Below are 17404 nucleotides of genomic sequence, written 5' to 3'. Positions count from 1 at the left end.
CCCCGTGTTTGATGGGACTAGATTAGGTGCCTTCGTATTCCATGTAAAGTGGAATTTATTCTATTTTTAATTCTTTATTGGGTGCGCGGATTTATGCCTTGTGCACGGTCTATTGAGAGTCCATGCGGTGGGGGCAGGAGTAAGGCGAGGGCGGTCCGCAGGGCGGCCGGAGCGTGAGCGGGTAAAAGCAGGCCTTTACGATCTGGTTACCCACCCAGTGCTGGCATCAAGCGCAAGGTGTCCCTGTTGCTGCGAATGGCTGCTGGAGGTGGCAGGTAATCCCTTATGCGCTCACCACTGGGTAACACGCATCGCCCCACAAGGTGTTCGGGTTATCCAGCATGATCTCGATCACCAGCGGTACCAGTTGGCCGAGGATGGCGACGCAGTCGCGCAGCTGTTCACGGTTGACCTGCCCGTTCCAGGTTGCGCCGCCGTGCATCAACTGGTTGCGTAGCGTGTAGAGACGGCTGAAAACAACGGCGAGTACGGTGGCAGTGTCGCGGGAGCCGAGGGCGGTTTTGGCGCGTTGTTTACCGCGATTAAAGCGATCTTGCCATTCCTCGTGGCTGAGTTTGCCGTTCTGGTAATCCCAGAAGCTTTGAAACACAAACGGGTTGTCCAGCAGCACTCGGATGTTGCCGGGGAATGCTTGCCACACCAGCTTCTCCAGTGAGTTCCGCTGATCTAGTTCGCACAGCTTGTTGAGGAAGGCCTTGAAGGTTTCCTGTTCGCTCAGGCGCAGGCGCTCATCGATTTCTGTGGCGTAGGCAGCGTTGAAAGCGATCCACAGAAAAATGAATTGACCGTCGAGATCCTCGGCCTGTTCGGCGCGATTGAGCCAGCTGAGTGAGCGGTGAGTGCGCAGGGCAAGGTTCTCGTTGTGGGTGTGGCGTTCGGCGCGTTGGCGTTGCTTGAGGCGTTCGTAACTCATGATGTCACCTCCTGCTGTACAGGCTGGTAACCGTTTTTTCTGGCTTGCGACAAGATCTTCTCCGCTTGTTCCGCCTGATGATCTCGCCACTCAGCCGGTTGCACTACGTGAAAGCCGGCACCGAAGCCGTGAATCCACCAGAGGGTTTGCTGGTCGTTTGGTACTGTTGCGCGTAACTCAATCCAGCCATCTGCGTCGGGTTCAGACAATGTTTGATCATCGCTTACCGGTGTTTCCCTCAGCTTCCAGGCAACGTGGTTGTTCAGCTGGGCAACAAGGACCACCGGGTCTGTTGTGACTGGCAAGCCAAAGCTGCCTTCGGTGATGTAATCCTGCACGTTGAAGTCCGGATGGGGCCGGTACGCTTCGCTGCTGTGTTTGACCGCCTGAAAGCGATGCAGCGCCAACTGACGGATGTCATCGTGTTGGTTGATGGTGGCAAGTACGTAGCTTATCTGCCCTCGCGTCACCAGCCCTTGTGGGTGAACGATGAAGTGCTGTGGTGCCTGTTTGTAGCGGCTGAGATAGTCCACTTCGATAGCCTGCTGATTGAGCAGCGCATCCGATACGCTATCCCAGATGCCAGCTTTCACCTCTGGTGCGATCAGTGACTTGCCTTCAGGAATGCTGGAAACGCGCTTGCTCCAGTACGCAAACCCATTTGCATGCAGACTCTCAAGGTGCTGGCGCGCGCGCTCAAAGCGGTAGCTGATGTGACTGAGTGCGGAGGGCGGCAGCTTGTCTGTCAATCCTTGCTCTGCCATGACCAGCACCAGAGCCTCGACCGTGTCCATCGCCGGCAGGTCACTGGCGTAGCTGGCAACGTAGGACCAGCGATAGGGCTTTTCGGATTTGTCGCAGGTAAGCGGAAACCAGGTCGAGAGCCGTTCAAGGTCGCGCTGCAAGGAGCGTGGCGTCAGGGTGAACCCTTCTTCGCTGAGCTTCTCGTGCAGGGTAGTGGTCGCGCGCTTGGCGGGGTGCCGGGGGATCATGCGCAGCAGGGCGAGGTGGCGCATCAGCGTATCGTGCTGGCTCATTGCAAGTCCTTGTGTCTAATCGCAGCGACATGAATCGTCGCATGTCGAATCTAGCATGTCACTCAGCAATGACCACGGAGTGACTGAATGAACGCAACCCTGACCAGCCCTCACACGCTTTCTACCGCACAACGCCAGGAGCTGCTGCTGCGCTATTTGCAGCGCGATGTATGCGGCCATCCGCGTATTGCTCTTGAAGGTGGTGACGAAGGCGAATGCGCCGTGCCACATGCTTCTGTGTGTGGGCGTGAACGGCGATGGTCGATGCCTGCGCCAATGTCGCTTCAGGCTGAGCGCGTGCTTGGCTGCTTGCTGGCAGGTGCCGCCGGTGACGCTTTGGGCGCCAGGGTCGAGTTTCTGTCTTGGGACGAGATTCGTCGCGGCTTCGGTAACTGGGGCATTCGTTCGATGGCGCCGATCTATGGGCGACGCGGTGCGGTAACCGACGACACCCAGATGATGCTGTTCACCGCTGAGGGGCTGCTGCGGGCTTTTGTACGTCAGCGTGAAACGGGGAGCTGCCATGTGCCTGCGGTTGTGCACCATGCGCTGCAGCGTTGGCTGCTCACCCAGGGTTTCGAACCTGCATTGAGCCCTTGCCGGGATGGCTGGCTGATCGAACAGCCGGAATTGTGGTCCCGGCGTGCACCAGGTAACACCTGCCTCTCTGCATTGATGGAAATCCGGGTGTTCGGTGAGCCAGCGGTCAATGACAGCAAGGGCTGCGGTGGTGTCATGCGCGTGGCACCCTGTGCCTTTTTTTTCAATCCTTTCGAGGTGGCCAGTGAGACAGCGCGGCTGACCCATGGCCATCCGACAGGTTATCTGGCAGCGGGTCTGTTTGCCGACATCCTGAACCGACTCTGGCGTCAGTCGCTGCCATTGTCCGAGGTGGTGGTGATTGCCCTGCAGGCACACGGCGGCAAACCCGGCATGCAGGAAACCCGCCGGCTTGTGGAATATGTACTGCGCTTGCACCAGCAGGGCGTGCGGCCCAACCCCGAGCGCATTGCTGATCTAGGCGGCGGCTGGGTTGCAGACGAAGCACTTGCCATCGGGCTCTGGTGCGCGCTGGCGGCAGAAAGCCTCGAAGACGGCATCATCATGGCCGTCAATCACGGTGGTGATAGCGACAGCACCGGGATGATCGCAGGCAACGTGCTTGGCTTGATTTACGGCCCGCAAGCTATTCCTGAACGCTGGCTGGAGGAGCTGGAATTGCGTGATGTGATTACGCAGGTGGCTCTGGACCTGGTCGACATTCCGGCGAGGTATGAGACGGGTGGTGAGGCCGAGCTGCGTCGGCGTTATCCGGGTTGGTGAATTGGTGTCGCGCTGGGCCTGCGAGAGCTCCAAGCCCACTAGAGCATGGTTGCTTTTAAGCTTAGCTGCGTTTACTGAGGTTCGTTTCGTACGGATGCCCCGGTTTCATCCAGGCTGACATGCCATCGTCAGCTACCATCAACCAGGGGCACGGTAATGTTGGTGTAATGTCGCCACCTCTAATGAAGCAGCCCTGGTGCCATACTGCTTGGCCCTTAACCTTACGCTTGATTCGAAAGCCCATATTCGGCCAGTGGCTGAAGACAATTTTTAGAAGATAGATGCTCTTGCCGCCAACTCGAAACAGCTGGTCGTCGTACCAGGCTGGGAAAGGGAAACCGGATTCATCGTTGTGGTCCTTTTGGCACTGCTGCCAGCCGCCGGGATATTTCCGTTCGATCACGGAGATGGGGGCGATGAAATTTGCTGGTTCGAGCGGGATAGTCATTGATGGTTGGCTCCTTGTTTTTTTAAAACGTCAGTGTCCATCTTTATGCGACAGCGGCTGTCGCACGGGCTGCCATGCTGGCTAGGTAAGTTGCACCGCCGGTTGCAGGGGGACGCTATGGATGCTGGTAAAACCGAGTTTGATGCAGGCTATGAAACCCTGCGCTTGAAGATGTTGAGTCGGCAATTCCCGGAACATGCGGACTGTTGCGGCGAGGTGCGCTTTGTCGCGGACGACGATGAAGCTAGATTGAGCCACGCGTCCTGGTCGACTGAGGGCGACTGGTTCGTTCAAGCAGGTGAGTCGGGCTTCAAGCTGTACCTGATGGAGCTGCTGGACAGCCTCATTCAGTATCGTGCGCAGTGCGGTCAATCTCGCTGGAAAAGGGGTATCGTGCGCATAAGCCAAGGCGCCATGAGCATTGACTGGCTAGTCGACGACGAATCTGAAAATGGATAGAGGATGTAACGAATGGATGCATTGAAACAGGAATACGTGCGCATTCTGCAGGGGCTGCAGATTGACCGGTTCAACCTGGCTGAAGACAAGTACTCGGGTGTGTTTCTGCCTGATCCGTTTGAGGAGTATTGGGCAGCTGAGACGAAAGTCATGCTGGTCGGTCGTGAGACGGCAGGTTGGAACACCAATACGTCTCCGCCAAGAAATACTATCAAGCGGGCTGCGGGGCTCGGTGGCGTTGCGGTATCGGAGGTTGTAGATGAGTCTCTCGGACGCTACAGAACTCACTTCAAGTTGAAGGGAGACAAGGTCGTCGAGACGTCCAGAAGCCGTTTTATGCAGTACTACTTCCGACTGGCCAGGGAGCTTGGCCTGCACCCAAGGGCGCTGATCTACGCGAACCTGTTCGCCTGGGACTATGACAAGAAGAGCCCGAGAAATCGCCCTGCGAGTGAGTTCAATGAGGTCGTCTCCGTCTCTCAGCAGCTACTGGTAACCCAGATTCGGCTTCTGAAGCCGGATTACATCGTGTTTGCTTCGGGTATCAAAGGAGCCGATGAGGTTATTCGGAGCCTGTTCACTGATCACTTCGGCGGTTACCAAACTGCTAAAGATAAGCTGGTTCCGGGCAAGCTCTGGGAGTTTGAAGCAGCCGGTGCCACCTGCTACCGCATAGCGCATCCGCGCGCGGGTTATGGACATGCGGAGTTCAGAGATCAGGTGATCGATCGCATTAAGGCCGGCGTTGCTTCGAGAGCGTTAGCGTAAGCGCCGTCGCGTCATGAGTCTCATCGGGCTTTGTTCTTGGTAGGAGGAATTGCGGCATGAGCATTCTGATCAAGTACATTTTCAACGCCAGCATCCTGATGCTCCAACTGGCGACCATGGGCTACGGGCTCTGGTTGGGTTTGACGGAGTCTTGGGGTATGGGGTTGTTCATGTTTGGGGTTGCGTTGCTGCTCGGCGCTGCGGCGTTCTCCGTGCCTGAATTACCTGACCCGCCATCGGAGGCCTGATGACTGCTCAGATCGGCGACCTGCTTTTCTACAAGGGGCAGCGGATGACCATCTGCGATGCGCCGCTCGGCACTTACTTTCGTTTGGGCGGTGCCTATCCTGAGTTTGAACCTAGCTCCACGGCGCTCATGCGTGGTTATGTTGCCACCTGGGAGCTATTGGAAGACCGGCTGTACTTGGTTGCGATACAGGGTTGGCTGAGTAATGGCGAGGATGCGTCACTGAAGTCGGTTTTTCCGGGATATCCGGAACGGGTTTTCGCCCATTGGTACTCCGGCCGCATCAGGGTTCCACGCGGAAAGCTGCTGAAGTACGTTCATGCGGGTTACGCGAGTATTTATGAGCGTGATCTGCTGCTGGATTTTGAGCGCGGTGTGCTTGTCGCCTCCACGGAGAAACACAACGGCGTCTCCGACACCCCCGATGCACCTGAGGGATATGGCGTGGGGGCGTTTACCGCATTTCCGAGGCCGGGCGTGAAAGAGGGGGCAGGGGAGTGATTTATCTTTACCTGTATCTTGGCATTGGCCTGCTGGTCGGCATCGGCTTCAGTATCAAGGGCGCGCGAGCCTACGCTAAGGCCCCACCAATAACCGAGGTGGCAGCACAGGCCCTTGACCCCGACTGGCAGCCACCCAAGCGGCGCTGGCTACCACTGATTCTGCTCAGTAGTGTGATTTGGCCGGTGCTGCTTCTGCTTCCTCTACTGGATCGGCCGTTTGGGTCGGACGATCCCATACCCGAGTTCGCTGTAGCCGAAGATCACCTGCTCGAGTCACTCACCGTGGCTGAAATCGAAGCTCGAGAGCGGGTTGCAGACCCGCTTGGTGCGGTGCCTGACCTGCCATTCGGGCACCTCAACACAGCCTGGCAGGAATTTCTTGCTCAGTGCGAAGAGGATGCCGAGCTCAGACGGTTTGCGGCTGACTGGGACGCAGGTTGGTGTAAGGAGCGGCGCGAAGGCTACGTCGAGATGGTTGACGGCCAGCCGGCGCGTTTCTTCATGACGGTCTGCAAGACGCTGACTGAAGACTGAAGGGCGCGGTTCAGTTGGTTGGGTCATGGCCGTCCGGACGACTGTGACCTTTACTTGTAAAACCACTGCTGCAGTTGCTCAAGATTACCCACCACAATCTGCTGGGCAGTGGGCTTGGCGTGCACCTTGGTCGGGTCGATCTGGTAGCGCTGCAGTACGTATTGCACCAGCGCGCCGCGGGTCTGGATTTCAAGTTGCCCGTTCTGCATGCCGTAGTCTGCTTCCACAATGGCCCGCTGTTCCGGCTTGAGGCGTGAGTCTGGCTCGATGATTACCGAAACCTGTGTGTTCCAGCCAGCGTCAGACTCGCGGGTATTGTCCGACAGGTCATCCATCAAGTCCGGCGCACCGCGAAAGCGGCTGAGCACAAAGTCCCGATAGTCCCCGTTCTTCTCGCAGTAAGCGCGCACGTGCCAGCGCATGCCGGTAAATACCAGTGTGTGCGGCGCGATCAGGCGTGTTTCGCCATTGGGCGTGGTGAACGACACATAGTCGCACTCCAGTCGCTGGCCCTCACGGCAGGCCTTCAGCAACGGCCGCAGCACCTCCGGGCGCACCGATCTGTCCGGCACATCCAGCACCTCGGTATGCGCATAGGCCAGCGCCAGGCCTTCAATGTGCGGCGCGCGATCGTGGCTCTGGTTCAGCAAGTGCAGGTAAGCGCTGGCGCTGTCGTCGATAAAGCGCGGCTGGAAGCGCTTGCTCGGTACATAGCCCTTCAGGTGCTTGTCGTACTCCAGATTTTTCGGGGCATGCTCGGTGATATAGGTGTTGATGTCTTTGGACGCTTGCTGACGGCTGATGCCAAAGCTCTGCATCAGGTGCTGTGTGGTCAACCGGCCTTCCCACCAGGCTACCGTCTCAATCAGACGATAGCGAAGGGCAAGATCCCAGCGGACGGATTCGGGGGTGTTGCTACGTTTCATGGTGTCCTTACCTGCTTGAAAAGCTGACACATAAGTGTCGCTTGTGAAGACGTGTCAAACAAGATGGCATGTTGATTCGGGTTGATGCAAGGACGATTGCTTTTCCGATGAGCTCTCGGTGGCAGGTGGCGGCCTGGGACTTACAAAACCGCTGCCTGCTGCAAGCCGCGACCAAGTAACCGACTAAGTAAGCGACCAAGTAGCGCGCCTCTAGGCGTGATGGGCAAGTTCGCGCACCTGCCTGAAAACTTGACCTGTATGCATGACCATTATTGGTCTGTCAGCTAACGCGACATATCATCCAACTGTGCTCGCTGGGAGTGGGCAGGGATGGAACCCGCGGTCATGGATGACCGGCCCTTTTTTAATGGCGGGCGGCAAAAGTGCGTCGGCGCCAACAAGCGCTTTACCGTGCCCTGTTCGCTGGCTAAAGTGATGGCCATCACACTTTGTGCCGGGCTCATGGATGGACCTTTATATTTCGACCCCCATCTTTGTCTCCATCCGGTCGTAGTTGTCAGCATAGAAGGATCTAGCTTGTATGAACTCTAATGCAACGTCCGTATTCAGTTGCGCAGCGTGGCTCCGCGATTTTTTTCAACGACGGTCGCTTGGCGGCCCTGATCAGCGCCCACTTTATGGCTACCACTGCAGTGCGGAAGAGTATCGAGCGCTTGGTCAACTGCTCTCTGATCTTCCCGGTTTCGAAGCAGCTAGCAAGGACGCGGCGGCATGCGCCTGCTTCGTCTTGTTTTGTTCTGAGTGGTACCGTCATGAGTATCAACGAGAGCATGGCTGGACGTGGGATCCAATCTGGCAGGTACTCGGTTATTCGATCAGTGCAGGAGATTTAAGTCGCGCTGTACCCAAAGGCCTGGAGGGCTTCTGGAAGCGCCCGATACGAGTATATGACTCTGATCGGCGCAATTTTCTTGGATCTCTGTTTGGAGAGGGCGGACTGCCGTTCAAGCTTCTGGCCGAGTCCGACAGTAAATTCCAGGCACTGTTTACTCGCATTTTGAGATCGTATGATCAGGCCCATGCGATGGGGCAGAACACCTATCAGCAGGTAGAGGTACTGGTAGCACACGCTGGGCTACCTCAGGCGTTCCTTGAGAGTACGTCTATCGAGTTGATCGCGGGGATGGCAGACCAACTGGTTTCCTTCGCCAGCTTCTATGACCTATACAACGAGTCGGAGCCAGTAAAAAGGCTTGATGTTTCCTACCCGCAGTGGCGCGAGGTATTCCCGCTTCCGCTGGATCACTCGACCGGAACAGAACTCCTGAATGGTTTGCTAAAAAGGGTTGTGGTTGAAACAGCAAAAACCAGACGGCAGCGCGATGGATGGCAGTGTGTCCATTACTGGGAAGAGCCATCGGAGTGTTTGAAACTGCAGCTGTCGATGCCGGAAATCATTTCGTTCAACCTTGCCTTTCAGCCAGCGACTACCCGATTTGATCTCGCATTAAGAGAAGGCGACAACGAACTCGTGTCTTTAGGGCCGGGGTACGCAACAGTAGAGAATGGCGTTGCGCGTGTTCGTCTGCGTAGACGGAACGTAATTCTGAGACGTAAAGACTACAGCGCCAGCTTGTCTCTTGTCGCGACAGCGGGCGGATTGGTGTTGGCAGCTGTACCTGTGCCAAACAGCATTGCCGCAGTGGGAGATGTGCCGGTTGGGTTTGAACGCGTCAATGATCGCTGGCAGCTGTGCGGCCAGGCTTCTTTTTCATCCCGTTCGGAAACGGTTCTGCTCGTAGTCCCGAAGGGCGCGTCTTGTGAGTTTGTTGACGACAGCGCTCTGCCCGAGGTTGGTCCAGAAGTTTTGTCCCTTCGTTCATTTATCCTGCGGGGGAGAGCAGAGAGCCGGGTTATGTGTGATGAGGTGTTTCGCATACGCACGGGATGGAACCATGACTCCACCGCACGCCCCGAACTGGTTGGCGCTTCCCTCGATTGGCCCACCAAGCCCCAAAGTACCTTCCTTGGTGTGCCGCGGGTCTATTGGCCGCAGGCTGAAGGGCAGGCACCGGAAATGAAAGGGGATCTGTTTGTCGCCGGTCGGCGTATAACAGAGTGCTCCGCGCCAGAGCTTCTGGGTGTCCAGTATCTGTCCGTACGGAATAAGAACGGAGACACGCTTATGCGGCGGCGGCTTGGGGTGCTGCCGTCGGATTTTCGCATTGAGTTGCGACGAGGAGATCAGCCAGACAAAGGCAGCGTTCTCGTTTATACCGCGCACAACTGCTTGAGCTCTATCGAAGCGCCAGGTGTCCTTGCTCACAAGATCAAACATGCGGATCACATCGAGTTTCAGCTGGACGCGCAAGGTATGCCGCCTGCGAAGCTGGAGCTGACAATCACTCCTAACCTCCTTGGTGACGAAATTACGGTAGAGGTGCCGTTCCCGTCCTCTGGCTGCCTGGCATTCTCCGCTGATGGTACGCCGCTGAAGCGAGAGATCTCGATAGATGAATTGCTTGGTACACGCGTGTTTCTCTTCGGGAAGCCAGGGGCGCCCACTCGATTTGAGTTGGAGCTGAGTCTGCGCGGCAGCGTTGCCAACTCAGCCCACTACCATTGGCGCTACCTTGCTGGAGAGAAGCCCGTTGAAGTGAGCTTGTTCAGTATTAGAGACAAGGTTATGGACCTTTTTTCGCTTCAGTCCGGGATTGATCAAGTTGTTGAGCTGAGGGTGTTTGGCGGAGGGCATGAAGCATCGTATCGTGTTCGGAAGTATGAAACTGAAGTCTTCCTCGACTCTGACCGTAATCTGCTCTCTGCAGCCAACTTACGTGCTGCTACCTATCCGGTTCCAGAGTTAATGTTGCTTCATGAGCCTGCACGTAAAACCTTTGCTTTATCATCCAGATTCAGCGAAGGGGTTGCTACCGGGGAATATGAGCTACCCGCCTTGGTAGCCAAAGAGGGCCCTTGGCTGGTAGTGCCGAATAAAGCTTCAAGCGTGACTTTTAGGCCACTTTTTCTGGCTGGCAACACGGCTTCACCTTCTCAGGACGAAGTCATCCACAGCCTGCAAAAGGCAGTCCTTGCGTTCGACCCTAAGGCAGAGACAAGTGCATTCTTGCCGGTTTTAGACTCAATGGCCGTGAATCCAATGCACAGTGGTTGGCAGTTCCTGCGCACGTTATACGATCAGTTCGGATACCTGCCACTCGGTACCTTTGAAGTATGGAAGGCCCTCGTCGCGCATCCGTGCGCTCTCGCAATGGCTCTGTTCAAGTTCGAAATGGACGCCACCTTTATCGGACGTATTGAAACCGAGTTCCCGTTCCTGTGGGAGTGTTTCCCTATTCGGCACCTGCATCGTGCAGGGCAGCGTTTTGGTGCATTCCTCAAGGTTAAAGGGATTCCGGAGCAGGCTGCCTCGGCTGTGCTCGAACGGATGGCGAAGAAACTGGGGGAGGCGGTACCAGCCTTTGGCGAAAACATTCAACGTTATTTGGCCAATCAGCCACTAGACCAGGATGCGCAACTGGATCTGCCAGTGTTGCAGCTGCTTGTCAGGGGGCACTGGTATCAGGAGCTTCTCCATGACCGCGCTGATGCGGAATGGCCTGACTTCAGAGGAAGCGAACTGCAGCGTTGGTGTGCGGCTCAGGACGAGTGCGTTATCAACTTTGAGCCAGAAATGAGCTTCAGAAATGCTGTTGTATATCTGCCTGTTTTTCTTGCAGCGGTTGCGAGTGGCAAGGCCCAAGTATCTGACGTTTTCGGCGATGGTGCCAATACGATCTTCTTCTTGCGGCAGATTCGTGATCTTGACTCTCGTTGGTTCAGCTCACTGTATCAAATTTCATTGCTGCGCAATTTGTTGAGTTCTGACAAGGATCTGTAAGGATATGACCTCCTATTTTTCTGAGCTGGTAGACCAGTCGCTGTCGCGTACAACCGAGTCGACGCTGAGTATGCTGAGCATCGCGCACCCTGGTTTACGCAAGCATTTGTCGAGCATCATGAGCGGTGAGCCTGGGTCTGAGGGCGCATTCCTGGCTCCACCTCTATTTGAGCAGACCTTTGGCTGGCAGGAATCGGCTTCTACAATGCAAGAACTGACGGGCGATCAAGGGTTGCTCAGCCCCGAATTGGTTGCTTCGTTGGACGCCAAGAACAATGGTCGCTATAGATTTGCTGCAGGCTGGAAGCCCTTTTCTCATCAACTTGCAAGCTGGCAGTCGTTGCTGGAAAAGCGTCGTTCAGTCGTAGTTACCAGCGGCACGGGGTCGGGTAAAACTGAATGTTTTATGGTGCCTGTGCTGGAGGATTTGTATCGGGAGTTGAAGGCTAATAATGGTCAGTCACTCAACGGCGTGCGCGCATTATTTCTCTACCCGTTAAATGCCCTCATCAACTCACAGCGAGAGCGTCTGGACGCCTGGACGCGATCTTTTGGTGAGGGTATTCGCTACTGCCTTTACAACGGCAATACCCCTGAGCTGCATGCAAAGGTCAAGACAGAGCAAAAAGGAAAGCCGAACGAGGTGCTCTCGCGTGAGCTTATGCGTGAGAAGCCAGCGCCCATCCTGGTTACCAATGGCACCATGCTTGAATACATGATGGTGCGGCAGATTGATGCTCCGATTGTACAAATTTCCAAAAAGCAAAAATCTCTACGCTGGATTGTGCTGGATGAGGCTCACTCCTACGTAGGTTCTCAGGCAGCGGAGCTGGCACTTCAATTACGTCGAGTTATGACTGCTTTTGGAGTGTCGCCGAGCGACGTTCGTTTTGTCGCCACCTCCGCGACCCTGGCTGGAGACGACGCTGCTGCTCAGTTAAAGCAGTTTCTGGCTGACCTCTCTGGTGTCCCGATAGACAATATCGATGTGCTCGGTGGCAGCAGGGTTATCCCCACACTCCCACCTAGCAAGGAAACGCCGGTGGCGCTGGATGCCTTGTTACAGATGGCGCCACCGAATAGCGCAGAACCTGATGTAAACCCACAGCGGTTTGAGGCGCTAATTCACGCTCCGGAAGCACGCCGTATCAGGGACATGCTTGTGCTATCGCCCAAGCCTTTGGGTGTTGCGGATATCGCTGCACGGCTTTCCCGTGAGTTCGGTGAGACCTTTGATCAACGGCGTGTCCTGCAGTGGTTGGATGTGTGCTCTGGCACGCGGCCAACTTCAAATGCTGCTGCGTTCTTGCAGCTCAGGGCGCATTTTTTTCAACGAGTCACGCATGGGTTATGGGCCTGCTTTGATAGAAACTGTTCTGCCAAGAAGGGCACTGCGCTGGAGGAGGGGTGGCCGCTCGGAAATGTCTACGCAGGCCAGCGTTCACAGTGCAATTGCGGTAGTCCGGTTTTCGAACTCACATTCTGTCGTGAATGTAACGAGCCACACCTGCTGGGCCTTGACCGGCACGAGCGTCTGACCCAGTGGGAACGATCTGCCGGCGATGAGTTCTCGCTGTTGTCTGAGAGTGCATTTGACGAGGACTCTGCTTTGGCAGACGACTCCAGTGTGATCAAAGCCGGCTACACCCCGCTCGTAATGTCAGCGCTTACCGACACGACCGATGGTTATATTTCGGTTGAGTTGGACAAAATTGATGGCACCTTCACTTCTTCTTCCTTGAGCAAAGTCGAGCTTTCGATTAACGACGCAGAGGATCTTTGCTGTGCCAATCCTGAGTGCCAGTACACCGGATTTGCGGGCGGGCTGCCATTTAGGCGGGCTATGCTGGGTGCGCCTTTCTACGTCTCTCAGGCAGTGCCTACAGTGCTGGAGCATTGTCCGGATTTTGAAACTGATGGAGGGGCCAATCAACATGGGAGCCAGTCTCTGCCTGGGCGTGGTCGCCGGCTGATTACCTTCACTGACAGCCGACAGGGTACTGCGCGTATGGCTGTCCGCATGCAGCAGGAGGCTGAGCGTAGCCGGTTGCGTGGGCTGGTTGTTGAGATTTTGCAGTGGCATCAAGCTGCTAAAGCTAGTTCAAATACTGCGAGTGCGAATGTGTCACCAGATGTGCTGCGTCGCCTCATTGCCAAGTTCGAAGATGACATCAAACTCTATCAAGAGGTTGGACTGCGCGAGGACGAGCAAAAAGCCAGGCAGGAGTTGGAGCGGCTGACGGCCCAGTTGGCAGATCCTCAAAACGGCCAGCCAAAAATCAGTCTGGTGTCTCTGGACTGGAGCACCATGGTGGAGGAGTTGAAGCATAAGTCCGATCTGAAGGACTCCATACTCCTTTACAACAAGTATCAAAAGCCAGAGATCTTTAGCGACAAGGACGGCCCGCACAAGCTGGCAGACATGCTGCTGTTCAGAGAGTTCATGCGTCGTCCAAAACGCCAGAACAGCCTGGAAACCCTGGGCTTGGTGAAACTGACATACAGAGGTCTTGATGAGTCGAGGCCGCTGCCTGAACAGTGGCAGCAGCGCGGGCTCTCAGCTCAAGATTGGCATGACTTCTTGAAGGTTGCGCTGGACTTCCATGTGCGGGAGAACAGCTACGTTTCTGTGGAAGCAAGCTGGCTTGACTGGATAGGCAGCCGTTTTTCATCCAAGGTCCTCCGCCAACCGGACTCGACGGAATGGGATGAAGCGCGAGTAAAACGTTGGCCGCAAATCCGTGAAGGAAAGCATGATCAACGCCTGATCAAGCTTCTTCTGCTAGGTGCAGGACTAAGCCCATCCAACCCGGTGGACGTCGATCTGGTCAATGCATGGTTGAAGGCTGCGTGGCTTGAGCTAAGCCGCCCCGGTGGGCCGTTCAAATCAGATGGTAACCGTCACTATCTGCCCAGAGAGCATATTGGCTTTTCCCTGGTAGACCGGGCATATGTGTGCCCGGTTTCCAATAAGTTGCTCGATACCACGTTCAAAGGTCTGACTCCTTATCTGCCTGCTCGTGTGGACTTCTCGAAGCTGAGTGAGGCCCGTCGGGCGTCGTTCCAAGCGCCGGAGATAGACATGCCCAAGGTCTGGACGTTTGATCGGTCTCAAGAGGATTACCTCCCCGGACTGCAGAAAACGCGGACTGCTGTGAATGCCGACCCAGCTATTAAGGTGCTGCGTGAGCGCAATCTCTGGACGGACATTAGTGACCGCACTGTCGAAGGCGGATTCTATTACCGCACGGCCGAGCACTCTGCCCAACAGGCTGCAGAGCGTTTGGAAAAGTATGAGGATATGTTCAAGAAAGGGCAGATCAACGTATTGAACTGCTCCACCACCATGGAGATGGGGGTCGACATTGGCGGTATTTCTGCTGTTGTGATGAACAACGTGCCACCGCACCCGGCAAACTATCTTCAGCGCGCCGGTCGTGCTGGCCGAAGCAAAGAATCAAGGGCATTGTCTTACACGCTTTGTAAAAACAACCCGCATGATCAGCAGGTGTTTAGCAATCCATCTTGGCCTTTCGAAACCAAGATCCCCGCGCCAGCAGTGGCTCTGAATTCTGAGCGGTTGGTGCAACGGCATGTGAACTCGCTGCTGCTGGCAACCTTTTGGCATGAGATGGTTGGAACGACACAAACCGAACGCACTAATCTCAACACCGAGTGGTTCTTTGGTGAGGACGTGGGGCAGTCTCAATGTACACGTTTCATCGACTGGCTGGGCGTGGCGGTATCCACTGCTGATGACGCGTTGCGGGCGCTAGTAAAAGGGACTGCATTAAATGGTGTCGCGGCTGATCAGCTACGTCATACAACGGCTGAATCTATCAAGATACTGCAGAGTCGCTGGTTGGACGAGTATCGCTACCTGGTAGCTGAGGAGTCGCAGGCCAAGCCGGACAGTCCTTATCAGAAACGTATCAGGATGGAAAAAAGCAGGCATTGCAAAGAGTACCTGCTACGTGACCTTGCCGCTCGAACCTTCTTGCCGGGCTACGGGTTCCCTACAGACGTGGTTAACTTCGACAATTTTACCGTTGAGGATTATTTCCGCGGCAAGCAGAGCGATTCAAGTTCCAAGCGAGACCGTGAAGATAACGTGGCTCGTTACAAGGGGCTGCCGTCTCGAAACCTCTCTATCGCGATACGAGAATATGCGCCTGGTGCTGACATTGTCCTCGATGGCCGTGTGTTCCGTTCCGCTGGCGTTTCGCTTCACTGGCACAACATCAACGCAGCTACTAACGAAGCTCAAAAGCTGAATATGGCGTGGCGCTGTGACGCCTGCGGTAGCCTGGGATACGAAGAAGGGTTGGTAAAGGGCGATGCGTTAATTTGTACGAACCGCGAGTGTGGGGCGACCATTAAAGCAAGCAATACTCGTAAGGTCCTCGAGCCTGAAGGGTTCGTCACAGACGCTTATGTGAACGCTACCAATGACATCGAACATCAGCGCTATATCCCGGTTGAACCGTCATGGATCTTTGTTGATGCGGCGAGTGTGCCGCTGCCAAATCCGGCGCTTGGCAGCATGGCTTACGGAGTTAATGGCCGGGTTTTCAATCACAGTTTGGGTGCCACGGGCGCAGGTTATGCACTTTGCATGAGCTGTGGCCGCGCCGAGTCCATGTTGGCGCATGACCAGTTTCCGCCGTCATTGTCTCCTTCGTCGGATCACGTTTCCCCGCGCCCGACCAAAGAGGACAAAGACGACAACAACAAGAGGATGCCTTGCCCGGGCGCCGGCAGTTTGCTCGCCAATGTGACGCTGGGCGCGACGACCTATACCGACGTATTTGAAGTCCTGCTGCGCCACCCGGTTACTGGCGAGTATCTACCTGATTCTGAATTGGGGCGTACTGTCGGGATCACTCTCTCCATTGCCTTGCGTAATTCGCTCGCCAGCATTCTGGGTATATCTGTATCAGAGCTAGGTTATTCCACGCGGCCGGCGCGGTTGGAATCCGGTGATGCTGCACTCGTTATTCAGCTGTATGACGTGATCAGCGGAGGAGCAGGATTCGCGACCAGTGCTCCATTGCATGTAGAGCCACTACTGAAGGGAATGGTTGAACGGCTCCGGTGTGCGAGTTGCCAGCACGGATGCGGCGACTGTCTGTTGGACTCTCATACGCGGCATGATCACGACAAGATTGATCGTCAATTGGCCCTGGAATGGTTAGGTGATGAGTTTGGACATCATATCGGGTTAGCGGAGGAGGATAAGCTATCCCTTGAGGATGCCCGTTACGCTGCCGGTAATATTGAGCAAGTGCTGCGGCGTCACATCAACGAGGGCGCCAGCGAGATAGTGCTTTGGGCAAGCGGTGATTCATGTGATTGGGATCTCTTGGCCCCTCAGTTTAGCCGCGCGCTATATAACTACCTGCTATCTGATGAGTTGGCTGTGACCCTTGTGATTCCGCGTTGCGAGTACAGCAACGAAGTCCTTCAAGATCTTCGCAGACTTAAGTCGATCGGCATCAACATATGTCACGATGTGGCGGACAAGTGGCCTCATGTGGTTGCCCAGATTGTGCAGAGTAGCGGGTTGGCGACGATCGCTACCCGATCATCGCAGTCGACCTTGCCGGGTGATGGCTGGCATCAGGGTGCGGATTTGGTTGTGGTATCTCGGCTTCAGCCTTTGGCAAACCTGGTACCTGCGGAGCTGGGTATGGCTTTACCAGGTAGTGTGGCTAATGCCTCGACCCTGGATATTGAGATCTTTGATCAGCTCAATGGGCCTGCCAGCGACTTTGGCCAACGCTTCTGGTCGCTTATCGCAGCAAGCAACCCGACGATTGATGCTTTGCTGAAGTCAGGCACAGTCGCGTCGCTTTCATATAGTGATCGTTACTTCCAGAATCCGCCATCAGTGAGCCTGCTGGGCTCCATTCTGGGTTTCTTCAAGGATCGCCTTTCTACTGACGCTGACGTGCATGTCCAAACGCTGTTCAAGCAGCCACGTGGGGAAAGCCGAAGAGTCTTTGACGATTGGCCTAGTATTGACGACTTCGAGGAGTTTGGACGCATGTGGCTGTCGGTCAAAACCGGAGCAAAGGTTCAGCTCGATATTCAGGCCTCCAATCGCGAAGTGCCCCACCATCGCAAACTGCTCGTTGAGTTTACAGATGGGCAGCGCTTGAAAGTGCGGTTTGACCAGGGAATGGGCTACTGGCTGCTGCGCTATGCGTCGTCGAGAGAGGTTTGGTTCGACTTCACAGAGTCCGTGAACGATCAGCTAATGCTGATGGCTGAGCGATTCCAGAAGGCCAACGTGATGAATGCTGAGCAGAAGTGGTCTACGGATGTTTTGGTTGAACTGAGCAAGGCGGAGGCCTGATCCGC

At 55.6% G+C, this 17404-nt stretch carries 12 protein-coding genes; 8 read left to right on the top strand and 4 right to left on the bottom strand.

The window, feature by feature from the left end; all coding sequences use genetic code 11:
• Positions 1-283 precede the first annotated feature (283 nt).
• Complete coding sequence (locus O5O48_RS15315) at positions 284-934, bottom strand: HEPN domain-containing protein (protein ID WP_269687508.1); 651 nt, start codon at positions 932-934, stop codon at positions 284-286.
• Positions 931-1971 carry a helix-turn-helix transcriptional regulator gene (locus tag O5O48_RS15310; RefSeq protein WP_269687507.1) on the bottom strand — a complete coding sequence of 347 codons (1041 nt, stop codon included), beginning with the start codon at positions 1969-1971 and terminating at the stop codon, positions 931-933. Before O5O48_RS15310 ends, O5O48_RS15315 begins: the two co-directional genes overlap by 4 nt.
• Positions 1972-2058: 87 nt before the next feature.
• Between O5O48_RS15310 and O5O48_RS15305 the strand changes: the two genes are divergently transcribed.
• Complete coding sequence (locus tag O5O48_RS15305) at positions 2059-3294, top strand: ADP-ribosylglycohydrolase family protein (RefSeq protein WP_269687506.1); 1236 nt, start codon at positions 2059-2061, stop codon at positions 3292-3294.
• Between the two features lie 61 nt (positions 3295-3355).
• Here O5O48_RS15305 and O5O48_RS15300 read toward each other — a convergent pair whose 3' ends face one another.
• Complete coding sequence (locus tag O5O48_RS15300; protein ID WP_269687505.1) at positions 3356-3742, bottom strand: hypothetical protein; 387 nt, start codon at positions 3740-3742, stop codon at positions 3356-3358.
• A 117-nt stretch (positions 3743-3859) separates the two neighbouring features.
• Between O5O48_RS15300 and O5O48_RS15295 the strand changes: the two genes are divergently transcribed.
• The 5 genes from O5O48_RS15295 to O5O48_RS15275 are packed head-to-tail and all read left to right on the top strand — an operon-like array spanning position 3860 to position 6253.
• Positions 3860-4201 (top strand): hypothetical protein, encoded by a 342-nt coding sequence (locus tag O5O48_RS15295; RefSeq protein WP_269687504.1) that lies wholly within the window; start codon positions 3860-3862, stop codon positions 4199-4201.
• Positions 4202-4213: 12 nt separating this feature from the next.
• Complete coding sequence (locus O5O48_RS15290; RefSeq protein WP_269687503.1) at positions 4214-4969, top strand: hypothetical protein; 756 nt, start codon at positions 4214-4216, stop codon at positions 4967-4969.
• Between the two features lie 56 nt (positions 4970-5025).
• Positions 5026-5217 (top strand): hypothetical protein, encoded by a 192-nt coding sequence (locus tag O5O48_RS15285; protein WP_228246455.1) that lies wholly within the window; start codon positions 5026-5028, stop codon positions 5215-5217.
• Entirely contained in the window at positions 5217-5717 is a 501-nt protein-coding gene (locus O5O48_RS15280) for a hypothetical protein (RefSeq protein WP_269687502.1), read from the top strand. Before O5O48_RS15285 ends, O5O48_RS15280 begins: the two co-directional genes overlap by 1 nt.
• The gene (locus tag O5O48_RS15275; protein WP_269687501.1) at positions 5714-6253 is read left to right on the top strand and encodes a hypothetical protein; all 540 of its coding nucleotides are present in this window, start codon (positions 5714-5716) and stop codon (positions 6251-6253) included. Before O5O48_RS15280 ends, O5O48_RS15275 begins: the two co-directional genes overlap by 4 nt.
• A 50-nt stretch (positions 6254-6303) precedes the next feature.
• Here the strand turns inward: O5O48_RS15275 and O5O48_RS15270 are convergent, their stop codons facing one another.
• Positions 6304-7179, bottom strand: a complete 876-nt coding sequence (locus O5O48_RS15270) for a WYL domain-containing protein (RefSeq protein ID WP_269687500.1) — start codon at positions 7177-7179, stop codon at positions 6304-6306.
• Between the two features lie 541 nt (positions 7180-7720).
• On the opposite strand from O5O48_RS15270, the gene O5O48_RS15265 reads away from it, so the two are divergent.
• On the top strand, positions 7721-11041 hold the full coding sequence (locus O5O48_RS15265) for an STY4851/ECs_5259 family protein (protein WP_269687499.1): 3321 nt from the start codon (positions 7721-7723) through the stop codon (positions 11039-11041).
• Positions 11042-11045: 4 nt separating this feature from the next.
• A complete protein-coding gene (locus tag O5O48_RS15260; RefSeq protein WP_269687498.1) occupies positions 11046-17399 on the top strand; it encodes a DEAD/DEAH box helicase in 6354 nt (2117 codons plus the stop codon).
• Positions 17400-17404: the final 5 nt, after the last annotated feature.

Origin of the sequence: Halopseudomonas sp. MFKK-1 (assembly GCF_027474385.1) — a bacterium.
GTDB classification, from domain to species: domain Bacteria; phylum Pseudomonadota; class Gammaproteobacteria; order Pseudomonadales; family Pseudomonadaceae; genus Halopseudomonas; species Halopseudomonas aestusnigri.
The sequence above is the reverse complement of the archived record's forward strand: the minus strand, read 5'-3'. Positions and strand labels throughout refer to the sequence as shown.